Below are 21,700 nucleotides of genomic sequence, written 5' to 3' on the forward strand. Positions count from 1 at the left end.
AACACCCCTTCCGGATACGGAAGTTAGCCTAGCCTAACTAAGGCTTGCCTAACTACTTTCCCGCCATGCCCTCCACAGGCGTGCGTACCGGCCCCCGAGAGCCACCAGTTCCTCGTGCGTCCCTTCCTCCACCACCCGTCCGCAGCCCAGGACGGCGATGCGGTCGGCGGCCATCGCCTGGGTCAGCCGGTGCGCCACGAACAGCACGGTGCGGCCGGCGCAGGCCGCGGAGACGGCCCGCTCCAGTTCGGCGGCGCCCTCGCTGCCGGCCTCCGCGGTCGACTCGTCGAGGACCACCACGGGCGCCCGGCCGAGTACCAGCCGGGCCAGCGCGATCCGCGCGACCAGGGTGCCGTCGAGCCGTTCGCCCCCCTCGCCGACCGGGGTGTCGAGCCCCTGCGGCAGGCCCCGCACCCAGGCCTCCGCCCCGACGGTGCGCAGCGCGTCCTCCAGTTCGGCCTCCGTCGCCCCGGGGGCGGCCAGCCGCAGGTCCTCGGCGAGGGTGCCGGAGAACACATGGGTCTCCTGGGTCAGGATGCCCACCAGCCTGCGGGTCCCGGCCCCGTCGACGCCGGCCAGGTCGGTGGTGCCGATGCGCACCACCCCCTCCTGGGGCGTGCCGATGCCCGCGACCAGCGCGGCGAGCGTCGACTTGCCCGCCCCGGTCGCCCCGACCAGGGCGAGGGACCGGCCGGCCGGGATGGCCAGGGACACCTCCCTCAGCACGGGCTCCTCGGCTCCCGGGTACCGGAAGGTGACCGCGTCCACCGCGACCGCCGGGGGCGGTGCCCCGTCCCCGACCGGTTCCGCGTCGCCGACCAGGCGGGCCTCGGCGCGCTCCCCCAGCACGCCGACCAGCCGCGTGAGGCTCGCGCCCGACTTCTGCGCCTCGTCGAAGGTGAACATGATGGCGCCGAGCGGTGTGAACAGGCGGTGGAACATCAGCGGCGCGGCCGACACCTCGCCCAGGCTGGCGGCACCGGCCTCCAGCAGGACGTAGCCGACGCCGATGATCAGCACGAGGCCGATGAACTCGGCGCGGTTCTCCCGGCCGACGAAGCGGCCGAAGAGCCGGAACACCTCGATGCCGAGGGTGCGCACCCGCCAGGACTCCTCGGTGACCTTCTCCTGGAACGCGCCCTCCAGCCGGTAGGCGCGCACCGTACCGATCCCGTCCAGCCCGCTGATCAGCGCCTGGGCCCGATCGGCCTGGGCGACGCGCTGGCGCCGGTACAGGGGAGCGGAGCGGGGCAGGTACCAGCGCAGCGCGAGCGCGTACGCGGGCAGGGCGCCGGCACCCGCCAGGCCGAGCCGCCAGTCGAGCCCGAACATGCCGATGGTGGCGATGGCGACCAGGACGCCCGCGGAGAACACCGTGGGCACGGCGGTGCGGATGCCCCGGGAGAGCACGGCCACGTCGTCGCCCACCCGGGAGAGCACGTCCCCGCGCCCCACCTGCTCGACGCGCGCACTGGGCATGCCCAGCACCGTCCGCACCGCCGCCTCGCGCAGCGTCGCCAGCAGTTCCGCGCCCAGCCGCCCGATCAGCCAGGTGGAGGCCGCGGTGGCCGCCGCGCCGAGCAGGGCGGCGGCCACCAGCAGCACGCCGACCGCGAGAAGGGACGAGCGGTCCCCGCCCCCGACCACGCCGTCGACGACCCGGCCGAGCAGCAGCACCGGCAGCACCTGGAAGGCCGCACCGGCCACGGTGGTGGTCACCGTGGCGGCGGTCCACCAGGGCAGCTCCCGGCACCGCGCCGCGACCCAGCGGGCAGCCTCCCGGCCGCTCGTGGTGCGCAGCGCGGTGGCCGGCGGCCGGGTGCCGACGGCGCTCACGCCGTGTCCCCGGGGACCCGGGCGGGCGCCGCCACCGCAGCGACCGCCGGGACCCGCGCGGAGCCGGGCCGCGGCGCCGCATCGGCGGGCCTCGCCGCGGACCGGCGTCCGGCGCCCCGGCTCGCCGACGGCTCCGCCGTCACGGCCGGACCGACGCGACGAGTTCGTCGATCGCGTACGGCAGGGACAGCAGGGTGCCCTGGCTCATGGCCGCGCCGACCGCCGGACCCTCGCTGTCCAGGAGATAGGAGACGTTCCCCTGCTTCACCGCCGGCAGATTGGCGAACAGCTCGAACTTCTTCAGCGCCTCCTGGTCGGCCCGGTCGTTGACCACGAAGAGGTGGTCGACGTCGACGAGGTCGATGCGCTCGGGGGACAGCACGGTGTAGAAGCTGCCGTCGGCGATCTCGTCGATCTCGGTGACCCCCTGGAAGCCGATGCCCGTCACGAGGCGGCCGCGTACGTCGGTGGTGGTGAACGGTGCCACGGAGTCCTTGTACCACGAGAGCGCGACGGCGGTGCGGTCCGCGAACTCCGGGTGGTCCGCGCGTGCCGCGTCGAGCTTGTCCTGGATGCCCTCGACCAGGGCCGCGCCCTCCTCGGCCTTGCCGAGCGCGGCGGCGATATGGCGCGCGTTGTCCTGCCAGGGGGCGCTGAAGGGCTCCTTCTCCGCCCTGGTGCGCCCGACGGTGGGCGCGATCCTGGACAGCTTCCCGTAGCCGGCCTTGTCGATCTCGGAGTAGACGGCGATGATCAGATCGGGCCTCAGGGCGGCGATCTTCTCGTAGTCGGGCCCGGAGTCGCCGTTGCTCATCACGACCTCGGGACGGGCGTCGCCCCACGCGTCCTTCACCCAGGGCCACTGGGTGTTGATGTCGGGCGACCGCCCGGGCGGGTTCGGGTACTGGTCGACCATGCCCACCGGCCGGGTGCCGAGCGCCAGGACGGCCTGGTCGTCGGTGTAGCCGACGGTGACGACCCGTTCGGGCGCCTTGGTGACCTCCGTGGTCCCGAAGGCGTGCTCCACGGTGACCGGGAACGCGCCGGCGGCGGCCGGGGAGGCCCCGTCGCCGTCGGCCGCCTTCCCGGAGTCGGAGCCGGAGCCGCATCCCGAGAGGAGGCCCGCGCCGAGCAGGGCGGCGGCCAGGGCGGTCGTCCACCGCCTCCGAGGGGCCGTGGGGGTCGTTCTCCGAAGAAGCATCAGCGATCCCTTGCTTTCGTGCCGTTGCCGCGTCCGGCACCTCGCCGGAACGCCTTGTGCGGTCGACCAGGGCGAGCCCCGCCTCGGTCGACGTCGTTGCTCAGGGGAACCGGTCGGTCACCACATGGGTCCGGCCCACCGGGACGACGAGGGGCCGGTCCCCCACCGGGTCGTCGATGACCCGGGCGCGCAGCCCGAAGGCCTCCCGCAGCAGCTCCTCGGTGACCACCTCGCGGGGATGCCCCTGGGCGAGGACCGACCCCTCCCGCATGACGACGAGGTTGTCGCTGTACCGGGCGGCCAGGTTGAGGTCGTGCAGCACCATCACCACGGTGCGGCCGGCCTCGTGGAGGTCGTCGACGAGGTCGAGCACGTCGACCGCGTGCGCCAGGTCCAGGTAGGTGGTCGGCTCGTCGAGCAGGAGGAGGTCCGTCCCCTGGGCCAGGGTCATGGAGATCCACACCCGCTGGCGCTGCCCGCCGGACAGGGCGTCCACGGGCCGGTCGGCGAGGTCCAGCACGCCGGTCATCGCCAGGGCGCGTTCCACCACGGCGGCGTCGTCGGAGGACCACTGCCGCAGCCAGCTCTGGTGCGGGTGGCGCCCACGGGCGACCAGGTCCGCCACCGTCAGCCCCTCGGGCGCCACGGGCGACTGGGGCAGCAGGCCCATCCTTCTCGCCACGTCCCTGGTGCGCAGGCCCGCGATGTCCTGGCCGTCCAGGACCACCGTCCCCCTGCTCGGCCTGAGCAGGCGTGAGAGCGTGCGCAGCAGTGTGGACTTCCCGCAGCCGTTGGGACCGATGATCGTGGTGACGGCACCGGGCGGGATCACGGCGTCGAGGTCCCGGATCACGGTCCGGTCCCCGTAGCCGACCGTGACGCCCCTGGCTGCGAGCCGGGCCCTCTCCCCGGTGTCCGACTCGCTGGTGGTGGTGGTGAACCGGACGGCCACCCGGCCCTCCTTTCGTCGGCGCGGTCGCGCGTTGCCCCGCTCGTTCGGTGGTGCTCCCGCTCGGTGGTGCGGTCGCCGGTCGGTGCCCGGCACGGGCCGTCGTGCCTCCGCCCGGGCGTCCTGGCTGCTCGTACGCCGCGGCGGTTCGGGCGCCCGGGCGGCTCCCGCGTCCTGGCGGGTCGTGCCTCGTGCCCCGTCGGGGAGGCCGTCCGCGCTCACCTCAGGTTCGCCCGGACCAGCAGGTACACCAGGAAGGGGCCGCCCACCGCCGCGGTGACCACGCCGACCGGGAGCGCCGTCGGCAGCACCGTGCGCGCCAGGAGGTCCGCACCGATGAGCAGCAGCGCCCCCACGAGCCCGGAGGCCGCGAGCGGTGGCGTCGGGCAGCGTGCCAGGCGCATCGCCACCTGCGGCGCGACCAGGGCGACGAAGGGAACCGGACCGGCCGCGCTCACCGACACCGCGGCCAGGAGCACCGCGCAGAGCAGCAGGACCGCCCGCACCGGGGTGATGCGCACCCCCAGACCGGCGGCCACGTCGTCGCCCAGGTGCAGGGGCCTGAACTGGAAGGCGACACCCGCGACGACCGCCAGGAGCACGAGCGTGCACCACAGCGCGGGCCGGACCTCCCGCCAGGACCGGTTGTCCAGCGAGCCGACCAGCCACGCCTGGGCCCGCCCCACGTCCCGGATGTCCGCCGTGACGAGCAGCCAGGTCGTGATCGCCTGGGTCACGGCGCTGACCGAGATGCCGATGAGGACGAGGCGGAAGCCGTCGATTCCGCGCCGCCAGGCCAGGAGGTACACGAGCAGCCCGGCGGCGAGTCCGCCCGCGAGCGCCGCCGCCGAGACCCCCACGGAGTTCGCGACGGCCGCGGCGGTGCCGCCCGAGACCGTCACCAGGAGCACCGCGACCATGCCGGCGCCCCCCGTGATGCCCAGGATGTCGGGGCTGGCCAGCGGGTTGCGTGCGACGGACTGGGTGACGGCGCCCGACACGCCCAGGGCGACGCCGACGCAGAGTCCGGCCAGCGCCCGCGGCATCCGCAGGTCCATCACGACGAACCGGTCCACCGGCTCGCCCCCACCGGCGATGGTGGCGATCACCCGGGGCACCCCGATGGGGAACTCCCCCACGCCGACGGAGAGGCAGAAGACGAGGAAGGCCGCCGCCGCCAGCAGCACCGCCGTGCACAGGGGCCAGGGCCGCCACACGAAGGACACCGTGCCCAGCCGCACGCCCCCGGGCACCGCTCCCCCGTCCGCCCCGGGCACCGCACCGCCCTCTCCCTTCGGCCCCGCCGTCCCCGCGCCTCGCACGCCCGCCGTGTCCACGGCTCCCGGCTCCCGGCCCCTCATGTGTTCCTGAACTTCCCGCGCCACACCAGCAGCGCGAAGAACGGGGCCCCGAGGAGGGACACCACGACTCCGGCGTCCAGCTCGCCCGGCCGTACCACCAGGCGCCCGGTGATGTCGCAGACGAGCAGGACGAGGGCGCCGAGCAGGCCCGCGTACGGCACCAGCAGGCGGTAGTCGGGGCCGGTCAGACGGCGGGCCAGGTGCGCCACCATCAGGCCGAGGAAGGCGATGGGACCGCAGGCGGCCGTCGCGGCGCCCGCGAGGAGGGTGACGGCCGCGATGCCGGCGATCCGGGTGCGCGCGACGCCCACCCCCAGCCCGCGGGCCACGTCGTCGCCCAGGGTGAGCAGGTTGAGCGAGGGGAGCACGCTCGCCGCCAGGACCAGCCCCAGGGCGATGAACACGGTGACCGGACCGATGACGTCGAAGCCGGTCCCGGCCACCGAGCCCGCGTTGAAGAACCGCAGGGCGTTCAGCGCGGCCTGGTCCGACAGTGCGACGGCGGTGGTCATGGCCGCGAGGAACACCGTGACCCCCTGGCCGGCGAGGGCGAGGGTCAGCGGGTTGCCCGCCCCCCGGCCGATGCTCGCCAGGGAGAAGACCACCGCACCGGCGGCCGCTGCGCCCAGGAAGGCGAACCAGACGTAGTGGAAGGGGTTGGCGAGCCCGAGGAGCGAGATGGCCGACACGACGGCGAAGGAGGCCCCGGAGTTCACTCCGAGCAGCCCGGTGTCCGCGACGGGGTTGCGGGTGAAGCCCTGGATCAGCGCCCCGCCGACGCCCAGGGCCGTCCCGGCCGCGACGGCCAGGGCCGTGCGCGGCAGCCGCACGGTGTGCACGATGAGGCGGATCTCGGTGAGTCGCTGGTCGGCCTCCGGCGCGGCGAACAGCCCGTGCCAGACCTCCGCCGGGCTCAGCGCGCGCGCCCCGACGGCCAGGGACAGGACCGTCGCGAGCAGGAGTGCCCCCGACACCGTGCCCAGCCCGCGGGCTCGGCCCCGGCGGGGAGCGCCGGGGGCCTTCTCGGGCGCGGGGCGCTCCCGCGCGATCGTGCTCATGGAGATGGTCGTCTTCCTTCCGGTGCGGGGGCCTGGCCGGGGCGGCCCGGTGCCGCGGGCGGACGCGGCACGGCGGTTCTCGGTGCGGGGTGTACGGGGTGACGGCTTCTCGGTGCGGGGTGCACGGGGGTGTCGGGATCCGGAGGTGCGGGTCGGCGTTGCGTCCGTGCTCCGGCGGTTCCGGGCGGAGGCGGTGGGGGCGGGGCGGGTGGGTCAGGCCGCGCTGCCCCCCGGTCGGCCCGCGGTGCGCAGCCGCCGGGGCGCTTCTTCGAGGATGGACCGGAGGATCTCGCCGACCCGGACGGCCGTGTTGGACAGCAGCGAGGAGGTGATCCCGTGGGTGTGCTCGGTGCCGCCCTGGAGGTAGATGCCGCAGCGCATGGAGTCCTCGGTCGCGATGCGGTAGTCGCGCTCCACCCGCACGCGGCCCTCCGCGTCCCTCAGGCAGTGCCCGGCGACCGCGCCGAGCAGTCCGAGGGGGTCCGCGGGACGGTAGCCGGTGGCGAAGACCACCGCGTCCGCGTCCAGCACCGTCTCCTCTCCCGTCACGAGGGAGGCGACGGTGGCCCGTACCAGGTCGGGCTTGGCCACGACCTCGGTGATGCGCGAGACGTTGAGGAAGCGCAGTCGCTCGGTGCCGAGCACCTTCTCCCGGTACACCTGCCGGTACAGCTCGTCGATGAGGTCGATGTCCACCACGGAGTAGTTGGTGTTGCGGTGGTAGTCCATCAGCCGGCGCTTGACGTCCTCCGGGGCGGTGAAGAAGTCGTCCACCGCCTCCGGGTCGAAGATGCGGTTGGCGAAGCCGCTGTCGTCTGCCGGGCTGTAGCCGTAGCGGGAGAAGACGGCGCAGACCTCGGCCTCGGGAAAGCGGCGGTGGAGGTAGGCGACGTTCTCCGCGGCGCTCTGGCCCGCCCCCACCACGATCATCCGGGAGGGCGGCGCCCGGTGGAACGCCTCCACCCTGGACAGCAGTTCGGAGGTGTGCCAGATCCGCTCGCCGCGCTCCACGCCCTCGGGCATCCGCGGGCTCAGCCCCGTACCGAGGACCAGGTTGCGCGTCCGGTGCACCGAGAGGCCGGAGGCCGAGCGGACCGTCACGTCCAGGTGCCGTAAGGACCCTCCCTCGACGACCGGGGCCACGCCGACGACCTCGTGGCCGTAGGAGACCAGGTCCTCCACGTGCGAGGCCGCCCACTCGAAGTAGTCGTGGAACTCCACGCGCAGCGGGAAGAGGCTCTTGTGGTTGACGAAGTCGACCAGGCGCGACCGGCTCTTGAGGTAGCACAGGAAGCTGTACTCGCTGGCGGGGTTCCGGAGGGTCACCAGGTCCTTGAGGAAGGAGACCTGCATCGTCGCGTCGTCGATGAGCATCCCGCGGTGCCAGCCGAAGCGGGGCTGCCGCTCGAAGAAGCGCGCGCTCGGCGTCTCGGCGTCCGGCCCGGCCCGGTGCTCGCTGAGCGCGAGCGCCATGGCCACGTTGGAGGGACCGAAGCCGACACCGATGAGGTCGTGGATCGGCGGCTCGCCGCCGGGACCGGCCTGTGCCATGTCACTCCCGCCGTTCGGGGCCCGCCCGCGCGGAGACGGCGGGCCTGTGGTCGAGGGATGTACGCGAGGTCGGGCGTGCCGGGACGGCATGCCGAAAACTTAGGCAAGGCTAAGCTCACCGACCTGCCCTGTCGATGGACATTTCGGACCGGCAGGAGCGCGGGGGGCTCAACACGCCCCCGAATGCGCCCCGTTGAAAACTTAGGTAAGCCTTGCTTTACTGACGCCGCCCATCCCCTGCCCCGAGGAGGAACCCATGCGGGTCGTCATGTTCGGCTACCAGACCTGGGGCCATCGGACCCTCCGCGCCCTCCTGGACTCCGAACACGAGGTGGTGCTGGCCGTCACGCACCCCCGGAGCGACCACGCCTACGAGAGGATCTGGAACGACTCGGTCGCCGAGCTCGCCGAGGAGCACGGCATCCCCGTCCTGATCCGCAACCGGCCCGACGACGACGAGCTGCTGACCCGGCTCAAGGAGGCCGACGCGGACGTCTTCGTCGCCAACAACTGGCGGACCCACATCCCGGAGCGCGTGTTCGCCCTCCCGCGCCACGGGACCCTCAACGTGCACGACTCCCTGCTCCCCCGGTACGCCGGCTTCTCCCCGCTGATCTGGGCACTGATCAACGGCGAGAGCGAGGTGGGGGTCACCGCGCACCTGATGAACGAGGAACTCGACGCGGGCGACATCGTCCGGCAGGAGGCCGTCCCGGTCGGCCCCGCCGACACGGCCACCGACCTCTTCCACAAGACGGTCGGGCTCATCGCGCCGGTGACCGTCGGGGCCCTCGACCTCATCGCCTCGGGGCAGACGGAGTTCACCCCGCAGGACCGCTCCCTGGCGAGCTTCTTCCACAAGCGCTCGGTCGAGGACGGGCGCATCGACTGGAGCCGCCCCGCGCAGGAGATCGAGCGACTGGTCCGCGCGCAGTCCGCCCCCTATCCGAGCGCCTTCACCCACCATCGGGGCCGGCGCCTGGAGGTACTGTCCGCCGTCCTCTCCGAGGGCCGCTACGGCGGCACGCCGGGGCGCATCTTCCACCGCGAGGGCGACGGCGTGGTGATCGTGGCCGGCCCGGACGCGCACACCGGCGCCAACCGCGGACTCGCCCTGACCCGGGTGCGGACCGAGGACGGGCGCGAGCTGCCCGCACCGGAGTACTTCACCTCCCTGGGCGGCTACCTCACCGCACGGCCCTGAGCCCCGCGGACGCCCGGGAGCACCCGGGCCGCCACCCCGCCCCTCCGTGCAGGCCCGGGCGCTCCGGACCCGGACCTCATAGATAGGTTAGGCTAACCTTATGTGATGCCTCGTCAAGGGGATACCCGGCATGCCCCCGGCCACGGCCGCGACCACGGCGCAGCCCGGGGGAGGCCGGCGGGGCGCCGTCTCAACGGGGAGAGGGGAAGGGCCATGGAGCCATCGGTCGTCTCGGGGACCGCTCAGGATCCCTCCGGAGCCAGGTTCGCGTTCATCGGGCTGTCGAACACGCCGACCGACTGGGCCGGGGTGCTGCGCGCCCTCGGCGGGGACCTGGCCGACGGGCCCGCGCCCCGGGCCGCGGGCGCGCCCACCACCGGCGACCCCACGGAAGGGGCCTGGGGGAGCCGCCCCGAGGCACCGCACGCCCGCCGCGGGACCGCGGGCCCGCCCCGGATGCGGACCACGCCCCCCAGCGTGCTGGGCCTCAACGCGTACCTCATGTACGCGGCGGGCAAGGCCGCGCGGCGCAGGCTCTCGGAGCGACTGGGGGCCAGAGGCCTGCGGCTGTGGCACCTGACCGTCCTGGCCATGGTCGCCGACCTCGGCCCCCAGCCGAAGGGGGTCCTGGCCTCGCGGCTGGACATGAACGCGAGCGACCTGGCCAAGATCGTGGGAGATCTGGCCAAGGCCGGGCACGTGGAGTGCGTGCGCCGGACCGGGGACCGCCGCAGGGTCGACGTACGGCTCACCCCCGAGGGCCGAAGCGCCCTGGACGACCTCAACGCCGACATCGCGCGGGCGGACGACGAGCTGATGGCCCCGCTGGGCCCCGCGGAACGGGACCAGCTGTCCTCGCTGCTGCGCCGCGTCCACGCCCACCTCGAACTCACCCGGGCCAACGTCGTCCACGAGGGCACCGGGCACGTCCCTGCCGCCCCGGTAGCGGACGTGGTCCGCCCCCGCTCCCCCGAGGACGGACGCATCGACTGGACCCGTCCGGCCCCGGAGATCGAGGCGCTCGTCAGAAGGCGGCGCGGCGAACACCCCACGGCGTACACCCACCACAGGGGCAGGCGCCTGGAGCTCCTCTCCGCCGAGGTCTCCGCGGACCGCTACCCGGGCCGGCCCGGACTGGTGCTCCCCCACGAGCCCGAGGGGGTGGTGATCGTGACGGGTCCGGAGAGCCCGCGACAGGACGACCACGGGCTCGTGGTGCACCTGCTGCGCACCGAGGACGGGCAGGAGGTGGCGGCCGGGGACTACTTCGGCACCCCGGGAACGGTGCTGCGCACGGGCGGCTGAGCCCCGGGCACCCGGACCCCGCGGACCGGTCCGCGGAAGGTGCGGGTACGGCGCGGGTACGGCGCGGGGACCTCAGGCCGGGCCGGGTCGCCCGGGGGGCACGGCGCGGCCCCGCCCCGCGGGCCCCTCTCCGGTGACCGGGTAGGGCACGAAGGTGCTGCTGTTGTGGTCGATGAGCAGTGTCCGGCCGAGCGGCGGTGCGGCGCGCTGGGAGCAGTCGAGGCGTTCGCAGACGCGGCAGCCCATGCCGATCGGGGTGGCCGCGGAGGTGTTGTCCAGGTCGAGGCCGTCGGAGTACACGAGACGGTGGGCGTGGCGGATCTCGCAGCCGAGGCCGACGGCGTAGGTCCTGCCGGCTTCGCCCCAGCCGCCGCGGTGGCGGGTGACGGCGCGGGCGGTCCACAGGTAGCGGCGGCCGTCGGGCATCTCGGCGATCTGCACATGGATGCGGCCCGGGGCGGCGAACGCCTCGTAGACGTTCCACAGGGGGCAGGTGCCGCCGGCCCGGGAGAAGTGGAAGCCGGTGGCGGACTGGCGCTTGGACATGTTGCCCGCCCGGTCCACGCGGACGAAGGAGAAGGGCACGCCCCGCAGCCGGGGGCGCTGGAGGGTGCTCAGCCGGTGGCAGACCGTCTCGTACCCGAGGCCGTAGCGGTCGGTGAGCCGTTCGATGTCGTACCGCGCCTCCTCGGCCGCGGAGTGGAAGGCGGTGTACGGCAGGATCAGTGCGGCGGCGAAGTAGTGGGCGATGCCGATGCGGACCAGGCTGTGCGTCTCGGAGCCGCGCGGGAAGTCCTCGGCGGCCAGGAGGCCGATGGCGTCGCCGTGTTCGAGCAGGGCGAGCTGGGTGGCCATGCGGAAGGCCCGCCGGCCGGGCCGCAGCCTGGTGGAGAGGTGGAGGACCCGGGTGGCCTCGTCGTAGTGGTGCAGCCGGTCCCCGCTCTCGGCCGCCAGGTGGACGCCGTGGGCGCCGGCGAGTCTGGCGGTGAGGGCGCCGATCACCTCGCCGGGCCGGATGCCGATGTCCGCGGCCAGGTCCTCGGCCGCGAGGTCGGTGTCGTGCAGGTAGTTCTGGCGGCGGTAGAAGAAGTCCCGGACCTCCTCGTGGGGCGAGGTCACCGCGGCGGGCTCGCCGTCCCGCCCGTCGGCCGCGCCGGCCAGGCGCTCGGAGAGCTGCTGGTTGCGGCGGCCCAGGTCGAGCAGGACCCCGGCCGCCGCGGGCATCCGGGCGGCGAGTTCGGCGAGATCGGCGGGGGTGACGCGCCCCTTGGCGATCTCACCGGCGAGGGCCTCCCTCAGATCGGCGACCAGGCGTGTGGTGTCCCGTTCGGAGAAGAACCCGGGGTCGACCCCGAAGGTCTCGGTCAACCTGAGCAGGACGGGCACGGTGAGCGGCCGGGCGTCGTGCTCCATCTGGTTGAGGTAGCTCGGGGAGATGCCCAGGGCACGGGCGAGCTCCGCCTGGCTCATCCGCCGGTCCTCGCGCAGCCGGCGCAGGCGCGCTCCCGCGTAGGTCTTGCCCACCGTCCGCTCCCTCCTGCCCCTCCTGCCGCACCGCGTGCCGGTCAGCCTACGTGACCGAACCGCCGCTTCGACCTTCGCAATCTTGGCAAAGGCCGGGAGAAAGATTGGCAGAACGTGGCAGGCATCCACGGTTGATGGCACTGGGTGCCAGTGTCACAGTCGTAGTGCGGCCCGCCGGAACCGGTGGCACCACCGGGAACCGGGGCACGATTCACGGCCCTGACGTCGGAGATCCCGGCGATGGTGGGGTTTTGCACCGGCAGCATTGCTCACACCCACCCTTTACGGGGGGGGCGGCGGGCCGCACCCTCTCAGGAGACACCCAGTGCCATCGAAGGCCGAACGGCTTCGCATTGGCAGACACAACAGACCGAGGAGACGGTGACAGTCATGGCAGAGGCGAGGACGCAGGCGGCCGGGGAACTCGCGCGGCGCTGGGCCACCGACCCCAGGTGGCAGGGGATCGAGCGCACGCACACGGCCGAGGACGTGGTCCGGCTCTCCGGCAGCGTCCGCGAGGAGCACACCCTGGCCCGGCGCGGTGCCGAGCGGCTGTGGCGCCGGCTGCACGAGCGCGACTACGTCCACGCGCTCGGCGCACTCACCGGCGGACAGGCCGTTCAGCAGGTCAAGGCCGGGCTGCAGGCGATCTACCTGTCCGGCTGGCAGGTGGCGGCCGACGCCAACCTGGCGGGCCACACCTACCCCGACCAGAGCCTGTACCCGGCCAACTCCGTTCCCCAGGTGGTCCGCAGGATCAACAACGCGCTGCTGCGCGCGGACCAGATCGCCACCGCCGAGGGCGCCGGCGACACCACCGACTGGCTCGCGCCGATCGTCGCCGACGCCGAGGCGGGCTTCGGCGGGCCGCTGAACGCCTTCGAGCTGACCAAGGCGATGATCGCCGCCGGAGCGGCCGGTATCCACTACGAGGACCAGCTGGCCTCGGAGAAGAAGTGCGGCCACCTCGGCGGCAAGGTCCTCGTCCCCACCGCGCAGCACATCCGCACGCTGAACGCGGCCCGGCTGGCGGCCGACATCGCCGACACGCCGACCGTGGTCATCGCCCGCACCGACGCCCTCGCCGCGAACCTGCTCACCAGTGACGTGGACGAGCGCGACGCCCGCTTCTGCACCGGCGAGCGCACCGCCGAGGGCTTCTACCGGGTCCGGAACGGCATGGAGCCGGTGATCGCCCGCGGCCTCGCCTACGCCCCGTACGCCGACCTGATCTGGGTGGAGACGGGCACTCCGGACCTGGCGCAGGCCCGCGAGTTCGCCGAGGCCGTCCACGCGCGGTACCCGGACCAGATGCTCGCGTACAACTGCTCGCCGTCGTTCAACTGGAAGGCCGCCCTCGACGACGACCAGATCGCCAAGTTCCAGCGCGAGCTGGGGGCGATGGGCTACCGGTTCCAGTTCATCACCCTGGCCGGCTTCCACTCCCTCAACCACGGCATGTTCGACCTCGCCCGCGGCTACGCCGAGCAGGGCATGACCGCCTACGTCGACCTCCAGGAGCGCGAGTTCGCCGCCCAGGAGCAGGGCTTCACCGCCGTCAGGCACCAGCGCGAGGTCGGCACCGGCTACTTCGACCTTGTCTCCACCGCCGTCAACCCCGCCTCCTCCACCACAGCCCTGGCCGGGTCCACGGAGGAGGAGCAGTTCCACTAGGCCGCCCGAGCCGGGCGCCCCTCGCGCATCCGGCCCGCCCCTGGCAGGGGCGGAGGGCGGACGACCGTCTCCGCCGCCCTCCGCTCCCCTCTTCGAGGAGAACTCCGATGACCACCCTCGCACCGCCCCGCCGCATCCGCGTGCTCGCCGCTCCGCGCCACCGGCACGACGAGATCCTCACCCCCGCCGCCCTGGACTTCGTCGGCCGGCTGGTCGCCGCGTTCGGCGAGCGCCGCCGGGACCTGATGAAGGAGCGCCGCAGGCAGGCGCTGCGCCTGGCCTCGGGCTCACCGCTCGGCTTCCCCCTGGCCACCGCCGCGGTCCGCGCCGACGACTCCTGGCAGGTGGCGCCGCCCGCGCCCGGACTGAGCGACCGGCGGGTGGAGATCACCGGGCCGCCCGACCGCCGGACGGCCGTCGACGCGCTCACCTCGGGTGCGCAGGTGTGGATGGCGGACTTCGAGGACGCCACCGCCCCCACCTGGAACAACATCGTCGGTGGTCAGCTCGCCCTGCTCGACGCGATCGAAGGCCGCATCGACTTCGGCACGGCGGACGGCACGGAGCACCACCTGGGCGACCGGGTCGCCACCCTCATGGTCCGCCCGCGCGGCTGGCACCTCGACGAGGCGCACCTGGAGTACGACGGCGCCCCCGTGCCCGCCGCCCTCGTCGACTTCGGCCTGTACTTCTTCCACTGCGCCCGGCGCCAGATCGACGCGGGCCGGGGTCCGTACTTCTACCTGCCGAAGCTGGAGAACCGCTACGAGGCGCGGCTGTGGAACGACGTCTTCGTCCTCGCGCAGGAGCTGCTCGGCATCCCGCGCGGCACGGTCCGGGCGACCGTCCTCATCGAGACGATCACCGCCGCCTTCGAGATGGAGGAGATCCTCTACGAGCTGCGCGAGCACAGCGCCGGTCTCAACGCCGGTCGCTGGGACTACCTGTTCAGCCTGATCAAGACGTTCGGTCACCGCACGGACTTCCTCCTGCCGGACCGGGCGAAGGTGACGATGGCCGCCCCGTTCATGCGGGCCTACACCGAACTCCTCGTCCGCACCTGCCACAAGCGCGGCGCCCACGCCATCGGCGGGATGGCCGCCCAGGTGCCGCAGAAGGACCCGGCCGCCGACGCAGCGGCGCTCGCCACGGTCCGTCTGGACAAGGAGCGCGAGGCCGAGGACGGCTTCGACGGCTCCTGGGTCGCCCACCCGGCGCTGGTGCGGGTGTGCCGGGAGGTCTTCGACGGCGTCCTCGGCGACCGGCCCCACCAGCTCGACCGCACCCGCGGGGACGTGGAGGCAGCGCCCGCCGACCTGCTGTCGGTGCGCAGGATCAGCGGCCCGCCGACGCCCGAGGGCGTGCGCACCAACGTCGCGGTCGCACTGCGGTACTTCTCCGCCTGGCTCCGCGGCCGGGGCGCGGTCGCCGTGGACGGGCTGATGGAGGACGCGGCGACCGCCGAGATCGCGCGTGTGCAGATCTGGCAGTGGCTGCGGCACCGGGTGATCGGCAGGGAGGAGGTGCTCGGCATCCTCGACGACGAACTCGCCGCCCTCGGTGCCGCGTACCCGTGGGCTCCGCTCGACGAGGTCCGCGGGCTGTTCGAGCGGACGGCGCTGGGCGGCGAACTGCCGCTGTTCTTCACCCCCGAGGCCTACACGGAGCACCTGGTGCGGCGGACGGGGGCGGGGGCGTGAGCGGGGACATCCGGCGCGTCGGCGTGGTCGGCGGCGGACAGATGGGGGCAGGCATCGCGGAGGTCTGCGCGCGGGCGGGGCTGGACACGGTGGTGTGCGAGGTGGACGCCACCGCCGCCCGCGCCGCGCGGGACCGGGTGGTGGCCTCGCTCGACCGGGCGGTCCGGCGGGGCAAGGCCGAGGAGGCGGACGCCCGGGACGCGCTCGCCCGGATGGTCTTCACCGGCACCCTCGACGACCTCGCGGACCGGCAGCTCGTCGTCGAGGCGGTGGTGGAGAACCCGGCGGCCAAGACCGAGGTGTTCGCGGCGCTGGACAAGATCGTCGAGGATCCGGGCGCGGTGCTGGCGACCAACACCTCCTCCCTGCCGGTCATGCGGCTCGGGATGGCGACCGGGCGCGCCGACCGGGTGGTGGGGCTGCACTTCTTCAACCCGGTCCCGGTGCTGCCGCTGGTCGAGGTCGTCGGCTCCCTGCACACCTCCCCCGGGACGATCGCCGCCGTGCGGGACTTCGCCACCGGCACACTCGGCAGGACGGTGATCCGCTCCCAGGACCGGTCGGGCTTCGTCGTCAACGCGCTGCTCGTCCCGTACCTGCTGTCCGCCGTCCGGATGGCGGAGTCGGGCTTCGCGACCGCGGCCGACATCGACGCGGGCATGGAGCTGGGCTGCGCCCATCCCATGGGGCCACTGAAGCTCGCCGACCTGATCGGCCTGGACACCGTCGCCTCGATCGCACGGTCCCTGTACGAGGAGTTCCGCGAGCCGCTCTACGCGCCGCCGCCGCTGCTGCAGCGCATGGTCGAGGCGGGGCTCCTCGGCCGGAAGAGCGGGCGGGGGTTCCACACCTACGACCGGGGCCGACCGCCCGGTCCGGACGCGGGCTGAGGGGCCCGCACCGCCCGCCGGGGTGAGGGTCCCGGGGGCGGCAGAGGGCGGGAGGCGCGGATGCCGCGCTTCCCGCCCCGCGGCGGGTGCGGGCGGCGCCCGGCTCCCGTCCCCGGCAGGGGCCGGGGCGGTGCCCGCGTGAGACGGATCCCATCCGGATGACGGACACCTGCGTACGTTCCAATGCGACTACCCGTAGGCTTCCCGGTGCAGCTGGTTCGCCCCGTCCGCCAGGCGGGATGCGTCGTAAGAGGGAACCCGGTGGGAATCCGGGACTGCCCCGCAGCGGTGAGCGGGAACGACCGCCGTCATACGCACTGGGCCCGAAGGGCCTGGGAAGCGACGGCCAGTAGGTGTCCTCCCCCGGGAGGGCGAGCCCGCGAGTCCGAAGACCTGCCGACTGCCCGCGTGCGACCCGCTCGCGCGCGGAATCCCGGTGACCTCGAGGGCGGGTCGGCGATCACACCAGGCGGTCGACCGCGTCTTGCCGCGCGGGATCGTTCCCGTCCGGTCCGCCGTTCCTTCGCGCTCTCGTCCCGTCTCCGGGATCTCAGGGATTCATCTCGCGAAGGAGATCTCCGTGACAGCGAAGTCCGCAGCCGCGGCAGCACGGCCCACCGTGTACGGCTACCCCCGCCAGGGGCGGAACCGGGAACTGAAGAAGGCGATCGAGGGCTACTGGAAGGGCCGCGTCACCGCCGACGCCCTCCGTGGCACGGCCGCCGAGCTGCGCCGGGAGAACTGGCGGCAGCTCGCCGACGCCGGCGTCCACGAGGTGCCGACCGGCGACTTCTCGTACTACGACCACGTCCTGGACACCACCGTCATGGTCGGCGCGATCCCCGAGCGCCACCGCACCGCCGTCGCGGCCGACGCCCTGGACGGCTACTTCGCCATGGCCCGCGGCACGCAGGAGGTGGCGCCGCTGGAGATGACCAAGTGGTTCGACACCAACTACCACTACCTGGTGCCCGAGCTGGGACCGGACACCGCGTTCGCGGCGGACCCGGCCAAGCAGGTCGGCGAGGTGAAGGAGGCGCTGGCCCTCGGTCTCGCGGCCCGACCGGTCCTCGTCGGACCCGTGACCTACCTCCTGCTGTCCAAGCCCGCCCCCGGCGTCCCCGCCGGCTTCGACCCGCTGACCCTGCTGGACCGGCTGCTGCCCGTCTACGCCGAGGTGCTGGCCGACCTGCGCGCGGCGGGCGCCGAGTGGGTGCAGCTCGACGAGCCCGCGCTCGTGCAGGACCGCACCCCGGCCGAGCTGAACGCGGCCGAACGCGCCTACCGCGAGCTGGGCTCTCTCATTGACCGGCCCCGGCTGCTGGTCGCCTCGTACTTCGACCGGCTCGGCGAGACGCTGCCCCTGCTCGCCAAGGCCCCGGTCGAGGGTCTCGCCCTGGACTTCACCGGGGCCGCCGCCGCCAACCTGGACGCGCTCGCCGCCGCGGGCGGGCTGCCGGGCAAGCGCCTGGTCGCCGGCGTCGTCAACGGCCGGAACGTCTGGGTCAACGACCTCACCGCGTCCCTGTCCACGCTCGGCACCCTGCTGGGTCTGGCCGACCGGGTCGACGTGGCCGCCTCCTGCTCACTGCTCCACGTGCCCCTGGACGCGGCGGCCGAGCGGGACATCGACCCGCAGCTCCTGCGCTGGCTGGCCTTCGCCCGGCAGAAGACCGCCGAGATCGCCACCCTCGCCAAGGGCCTGTCCCAGGGGACCGGCGCCATCGCCGCCGAGCTGGCCGCCAACCGCGCCGACCTCGCCGCCCGCGCCGACTCCCCCGTCACCCGCGACCCCGCCGTGCGGGCCCGTGCCGCTGCGGTGACCGAGGCCGACGCACGCCGCTCCCAGCCGTACGCCGAGCGCACCGCCGCCCAGCGTGCCCACCTCGGCCTGCCGCTGCTGCCGACCACCACCATCGGCTCCTTCCCGCAGACCGCGGAACTGCGCACCGCCCGCGCCGAGCTGCGTGCCGGCCGCATCGGCCCGGCCGGGTACGAGGAGCGCATCAGGGCGGAGATCCAGGAGGTGATCGCCTTCCAGGAGAAGAGCGGTCTGGACGTCCTGGTGCACGGCGAGCCCGAGCGCAACGACATGGTCCAGTACTTCGCCGAGCAGCTCACGGGCTATCTCGCCACGCAGCACGGCTGGGTCCAGTCCTACGGCACCCGCTACGTCCGCCCGCCGATCCTCGCGGGCGACATCTCGCGGCCCGAGCCGATGACGGTCCGTTGGACGACGTACGCCCAGTCCCTCACGGACCGGCCCGTGAAGGGCATGCTCACCGGTCCGGTCACCATGCTGGCCTGGTCCTTCGTCCGGGACGACCAGCCGCTCGGCGACACCGCGCGCCAGGTCGCGCTCGCCCTGCGCGACGAGGTGGACGACCTGGAGGCGGCGGGGAGCTCGGTGATCCAGGTCGACGAGCCGGCGCTGCGCGAGACCCTCCCGCTGCGGGCCGCCGACCGGGCCGCCTATCTGGCGTGGGCTACCGAGGCGTTCCGGCTGAGCACCAGCGGGGTCCGCCCGGACACGCAGATCCACACCCACATGTGCTACGCCGAGTTCGGGGACGTCGTCCAGGCCATCGACGACCTCGACGCGGACGTCATCAGCCTGGAGGCCGCCCGCTCCCGTATGCAGGTGGCCCGCGAGCTGGCCTCGCACGGCTACCCGCGCGAGGCGGGCCCCGGCGTGTACGACATCCACTCCCCGCGCGTCCCGAGCGCCGAGGAGGCCGCCGGGCTGCTGCGCACGGGGCTGGAGGCCATCCCCGCCGAGCGGCTGTGGGTCAACCCGGACTGCGGCCTGAAGACCCGCGGGTGGCCGGAGACGCGGTCCTCGCTGGAGAACCTGGTCGCCGCCGCCCGCACCGTCCGCGGTGAGCTCGCGACGTCCTGACCCTCTCCTCGGTCTGCCGGGGCCGGGGCGCGGCTGCGCCCCGGCCCCGCGGTAGGCCGCGGATGACCCGGGAGCAGGTGCCGGCCGCCCCGGACCCGGTGCCCGGCACCGCCCGCCGGCCCGGCCCGTCGTACGGGGCCGGCGGGCGGACCTGGGCGCTGCGGGCGGGCTGTTCGGCGAGGTGCCGTGCGGAAGAGGTTCTCGGCGTACCCGAGGCCGCGGTCCGCGGGGTCCGGCCCCCGACGGGGGCGGTGGTCCACCACCGTGGGCAGTCTGGCCGGCGGGGCCGGCACCCGCTTCCCCCGGTCACGCGCCCCTGCGGCCGGCCTGCCGTGCGCGGTGGCGGCCTTCGGCGCCCCGGTCGGCAGTTGCCCCGTCAGATGCGCTGCGTCCAGGGGGCCTCGGGGTGCGGTGCCGCGGTCCGGCCGCCACCGTGCGCGGACGCCGGCCGGGTGGGCTGCGGGCTGCGGGCTGCGTCAGCCGCCGGAGGGTGCGGATCCGGTCGTGCCGAGAGGGACCGGCACGGGGGCGCAGCAGCCGCCCTCGCCGGCCGTCTCGCCGGTCTCGGGCTGGTCGAAGAGGCCGGAGCCTCCGCAGACGCCGGTCTCGGGGAGGGCGAGTTCGACGCGTCCGGCGGCCTCGTGGTCGCCGGCGAGGGCGGCGGCCACGGAGCGGACCTGCTCGTAGCCGGTGAGGGCGAGGAAGGTCGGAGCGCGCCCGTAGGACTTCATGCCGACCAGGTAGACGCCGGACTCGGCGTGCGAGAGCTCCTTCACGCCGTGCGGGTAGACGGTGCCGCAGGAGTGCTGGTTGGGGTCGATCAGCGGGGCGAGCCGGACCGGCGCCTGGAGGCGCTCGTCGAGGTCCAGGCGGAGTTCGCCGAGGAAGGACAGGTCGGGACGGAAACCGGTGAGGACGATGATCTCGTCGACCGGGTCGAGGCGCCGGCCGTCCTCGGCCACGAGGACGAGGCGGTCGCCGTCGCGTTCGATCGCCTCGGTGCGGAAGCCGGTGACCGCCTCGGCGTGGCCCTCGTCCACGGCGGCCCTGGCGGCGAGGCCGAGGGCGCCGCGGGCGGGGAGCTGGTCGGCGGTGCCGCCGCCGAAGGTGGAGCCGGAGATCCCCCTGCGCAGGATCCACAGCGCCTTCGTCCCCGCGCCGCCCTCCGACGCGGCCAGGTCGGCCAGCGCGGCGAGCGCGGTGAAGGCGGAGGCGCCGGAGCCGATGACGGCGGTGCGCCTGCCCGCGTAGCGGGCGCGGACGGCCGGGTCCCTCAGGTCGGGGACGCGGTAGGCGATCCGTGCGGCGGCGGCCTTCTCCCCCAGGGCCGGGAGGCCGGAGGCGGCAGCCGGTCCCGGCGTGGACCAGGTTCCGGAGGCGTCGATCACCGCCCGGGCGAGGATGCGCTCCTCACGTCCGCCGGCGTACGCGAGGTGCACGGCGAAGGGCCGGGCCTCGCGGTCCGCGTCCACGATCCGGTCGCGCCCGGCGCGGGAGACGCCGGTGACGGTGGCGCCGTAGCGGACCCGGCCGCCGAGGGCCTCGGCCAGCGGCTCGAGGTACCGCTCCACCCAGTCGCCGCCGGTCGGGTACGCCTTCGCGTCGGGCGCCACCCAGCCGGTGGACGCCAGCAGCTTCCCGGCCGCCGGGTCGACGACCTCGCCCCAGGTGGAGAACAGCCGCAGGTGTGCCCACTCGCGCACCGCCGCACCGGCGCCCGGGCCCGCCTCCAGGACCAGGGGCTCGATGCCCCGTCCCAGGAGATGGGAGGCGGCCGCCAGGCCGGCGGGTCCGGCGCCGATCACGAGGACGGGCAGGTGGTCGGTGGCTGTGGTGCTCACGGCACTCCTCATTGATTCGATATCCGTCGATGCCTTGTGCCGCCAGAGTGACACTTGATTCGACATGCGTCAACATAGACGTTCATCGAATCATGGCGCGGAGGGCGGCCCGGGCGTCATGGCGGCCCCCGTACTTCCACCGCCCCCCGGCGGGCGGCGTCGCGACCCGGTGACCCCGGGACCCGCTGCTTCGACATGTGTCAACATAGGGACATGCCGAGGACCAGGGACCTGCCGCTGCTCAAGCCCGAGGGCGACTGGTGCTGCCCGCCGCTCACCGAGCGGCCCCTGACCGCCGAGGAGGCCGAGCGGACCGCCGTCATGTTCAAGGCGCTGGGCGACCCGGTCCGCCTGCGGCTGTTCTCGGCGGTCGCCTCCCACCAGGGCGGCGAGGCCTGCGTGTGCGACATCTCGGACGTGGGCGTCTCCCAGCCGACCGTCTCCCACCATCTGAAGAAGCTCAGGGAGGCCGGGCTGCTCTCCTCCGAGCGGCGGGGCACCTGGGTCTACTACCGCGTCGAGCCGGCCGCCCTGGCGGCGATGGGCGCACTGCTCACCCAGGCCGCCGCGACCTGACGTCCCGGAGCCGGCCCCACCGCACGCGCACCGCGCCCGGTCGCGCGAGGGCGGCGACCACCCGGCGGCCCCACCGGGGGACACCCCGCACGCCGTCGCGAGCACTGCACGCCGCCGCGAGCGAGGCCCCG

The 21,700-nt window shown here is 74.2% G+C and carries 15 protein-coding genes and 1 riboswitch; of the genes, 7 read left to right on the forward strand and 8 right to left on the reverse strand.

Annotation, left to right across the window (positions count from 1 at the left end; all coding sequences use genetic code 11):
- Positions 1 to 48: 48 nt before the first annotated feature.
- From ACGF15_RS28635 to ACGF15_RS28660, 6 genes are all read right to left on the reverse strand, one after another.
- Positions 49 to 1,836 carry an ABC transporter ATP-binding protein gene (locus ACGF15_RS28635; protein WP_392803153.1) on the reverse strand — a complete coding sequence of 596 codons (1,788 nt, stop codon included), beginning with the start codon at positions 1,834 to 1,836 and terminating at the stop codon, positions 49 to 51.
- A 139-nt stretch (positions 1,837 to 1,975) separates the two neighbouring features.
- A complete protein-coding gene (locus ACGF15_RS28640; RefSeq protein ID WP_392803156.1) occupies positions 1,976 to 3,037 on the reverse strand; it encodes an iron-siderophore ABC transporter substrate-binding protein in 1,062 nt (353 codons plus the stop codon).
- Positions 3,038 to 3,137: 100 nt separating this feature from the next.
- Positions 3,138 to 3,989, reverse strand: a complete 852-nt coding sequence (locus ACGF15_RS28645; RefSeq protein ID WP_362607213.1) for an ABC transporter ATP-binding protein — start codon at positions 3,987 to 3,989, stop codon at positions 3,138 to 3,140.
- A gap of 215 nt (positions 3,990 to 4,204) precedes the next feature.
- Entirely contained in the window at positions 4,205 to 5,263 is a 1,059-nt protein-coding gene (locus tag ACGF15_RS28650) for a FecCD family ABC transporter permease (RefSeq protein ID WP_392803159.1), read from the reverse strand.
- 80 nt (positions 5,264 to 5,343) lie between these two features.
- Complete coding sequence (locus tag ACGF15_RS28655) at positions 5,344 to 6,405, reverse strand: iron ABC transporter permease (protein ID WP_345615905.1); 1,062 nt, start codon at positions 6,403 to 6,405, stop codon at positions 5,344 to 5,346.
- 213 nt (positions 6,406 to 6,618) lie between these two features.
- Entirely contained in the window at positions 6,619 to 7,956 is a 1,338-nt protein-coding gene (locus ACGF15_RS28660; protein ID WP_392803162.1) for a lysine N(6)-hydroxylase/L-ornithine N(5)-oxygenase family protein, read from the reverse strand.
- Positions 7,957 to 8,212: 256 nt separating this feature from the next.
- On the opposite strand from ACGF15_RS28660, the gene ACGF15_RS28665 reads away from it, so the two are divergent.
- A complete protein-coding gene (locus ACGF15_RS28665; RefSeq protein ID WP_392803165.1) occupies positions 8,213 to 9,160 on the forward strand; it encodes a methionyl-tRNA formyltransferase in 948 nt (315 codons plus the stop codon).
- Positions 9,161 to 9,373: 213 nt separating this feature from the next.
- On the forward strand, positions 9,374 to 10,465 hold the full coding sequence (locus tag ACGF15_RS28670; protein WP_392803168.1) for a winged helix DNA-binding protein: 1,092 nt from the start codon (positions 9,374 to 9,376) through the stop codon (positions 10,463 to 10,465).
- Positions 10,466 to 10,537: 72 nt separating this feature from the next.
- On the opposite strand, the gene ACGF15_RS28675 is transcribed toward ACGF15_RS28670, so the two are convergent.
- Positions 10,538 to 11,989 (reverse strand): short-chain fatty acyl-CoA regulator family protein, encoded by a 1,452-nt coding sequence (locus ACGF15_RS28675; RefSeq protein ID WP_392803171.1) that lies wholly within the window; start codon positions 11,987 to 11,989, stop codon positions 10,538 to 10,540.
- 390 nt (positions 11,990 to 12,379) lie between these two features.
- Between ACGF15_RS28675 and aceA the strand changes: the two genes are divergently transcribed.
- The 4 genes from aceA (at position 12,380) to metE (ending at position 19,152) form a co-directional block, all read left to right on the forward strand.
- The gene (gene aceA / locus ACGF15_RS28680; protein WP_345615910.1) at positions 12,380 to 13,663 is read left to right on the forward strand and encodes an isocitrate lyase; all 1,284 of its coding nucleotides are present in this window, start codon (positions 12,380 to 12,382) and stop codon (positions 13,661 to 13,663) included.
- Between the two features lie 107 nt (positions 13,664 to 13,770).
- The gene (aceB, locus tag ACGF15_RS28685) at positions 13,771 to 15,363 is read left to right on the forward strand and encodes a malate synthase A (protein ID WP_345615911.1); all 1,593 of its coding nucleotides are present in this window, start codon (positions 13,771 to 13,773) and stop codon (positions 15,361 to 15,363) included.
- A complete protein-coding gene (locus tag ACGF15_RS28690; RefSeq protein WP_392803174.1) occupies positions 15,360 to 16,253 on the forward strand; it encodes a 3-hydroxybutyryl-CoA dehydrogenase in 894 nt (297 codons plus the stop codon). Before aceB ends, ACGF15_RS28690 begins: the two co-directional genes overlap by 4 nt.
- 197 nt (positions 16,254 to 16,450) lie before the next feature.
- Positions 16,451 to 16,669, forward strand: a riboswitch (cobalamin riboswitch).
- Between the two features lie 164 nt (positions 16,670 to 16,833).
- On the forward strand, positions 16,834 to 19,152 hold the full coding sequence (gene metE, locus ACGF15_RS28695) for a 5-methyltetrahydropteroyltriglutamate--homocysteine S-methyltransferase (RefSeq protein ID WP_392803177.1): 2,319 nt from the start codon (positions 16,834 to 16,836) through the stop codon (positions 19,150 to 19,152).
- Positions 19,153 to 19,628: 476 nt separating this feature from the next.
- Here the strand turns inward: metE and ACGF15_RS28700 are convergent, their stop codons facing one another.
- The gene (locus ACGF15_RS28700) at positions 19,629 to 20,993 is read right to left on the reverse strand and encodes an NAD(P)-binding domain-containing protein (protein WP_362607192.1); all 1,365 of its coding nucleotides are present in this window, start codon (positions 20,991 to 20,993) and stop codon (positions 19,629 to 19,631) included.
- A 213-nt stretch (positions 20,994 to 21,206) separates the two neighbouring features.
- On the opposite strand from ACGF15_RS28700, the gene ACGF15_RS28705 reads away from it, so the two are divergent.
- The gene (locus tag ACGF15_RS28705; protein WP_345615915.1) at positions 21,207 to 21,569 is read left to right on the forward strand and encodes a metalloregulator ArsR/SmtB family transcription factor; all 363 of its coding nucleotides are present in this window, start codon (positions 21,207 to 21,209) and stop codon (positions 21,567 to 21,569) included.
- The last annotated feature ends 131 nt before the right edge of the window (positions 21,570 to 21,700 follow it).

This window comes from Streptomyces sp. NPDC048001, from assembly GCF_043203115.1.
GTDB lineage: Bacteria > Actinomycetota > Actinomycetes > Streptomycetales > Streptomycetaceae > Streptomyces > Streptomyces sanyensis.